The organism is Streptomyces sp. M-16, assembly GCF_052114405.1.
Lineage (GTDB): Bacteria > Actinomycetota > Actinomycetes > Streptomycetales > Streptomycetaceae > Streptomyces.
This window is the reverse complement of sequence record NZ_JBFRER010000347.1, coordinates 1-436: the sequence shown is the minus strand read 5'-3', so window position 1 is coordinate 436 and position 436 is coordinate 1. Positions and strand designations below refer to the sequence as shown.

Here is a 436-nt window from a genome sequence, read left to right as displayed (position 1 = left end):
GCACCGGGCGTTGTCGATGGTGCGCTCGTGCTCGTTGCCCTCGGGGAAGTTGGGGCTGCTCGAGTCGGTGCCGGGGTTCGACAGGTCCGTCGAGGCGTTGCCGAGAGCACCCACGAGGGTGACGTCCTTGCTGTGCGCGTAGCGCAGCGCACGGGACATCGACTCGATGGTCATGTCCTGCTCAGCCGCCTCCTCCGGGCTGTCCTCGGGGGCGCCGCCCTGGCAGTAGTACGCCCACGGGTCGACGTAGAAGCTCATGTTGACCACGTCGAGGCCGGCGTCGGCCGAGTAGGTCAGGGCGTTGACCGTCGGGCCGACGAAGAAGTAGCCCGAGTCCTGGCCGGCGCGCACGTTGACGATCGAGACGTCCGGAGCGACGCCGGAGACGCCGATGCCGTTCTTGGACGCCGCGATGGTGCCCGCGACGTGCGTACCG

At 69.0% G+C, this 436-nt stretch carries 1 protein-coding gene; it reads right to left on the bottom strand.

The features are described from left to right. Nucleotides 1–436: S8 family serine peptidase (locus AB4039_RS42500; RefSeq protein ID WP_442273344.1), on the bottom strand; the 436-nt coding region annotated here is incomplete at both ends.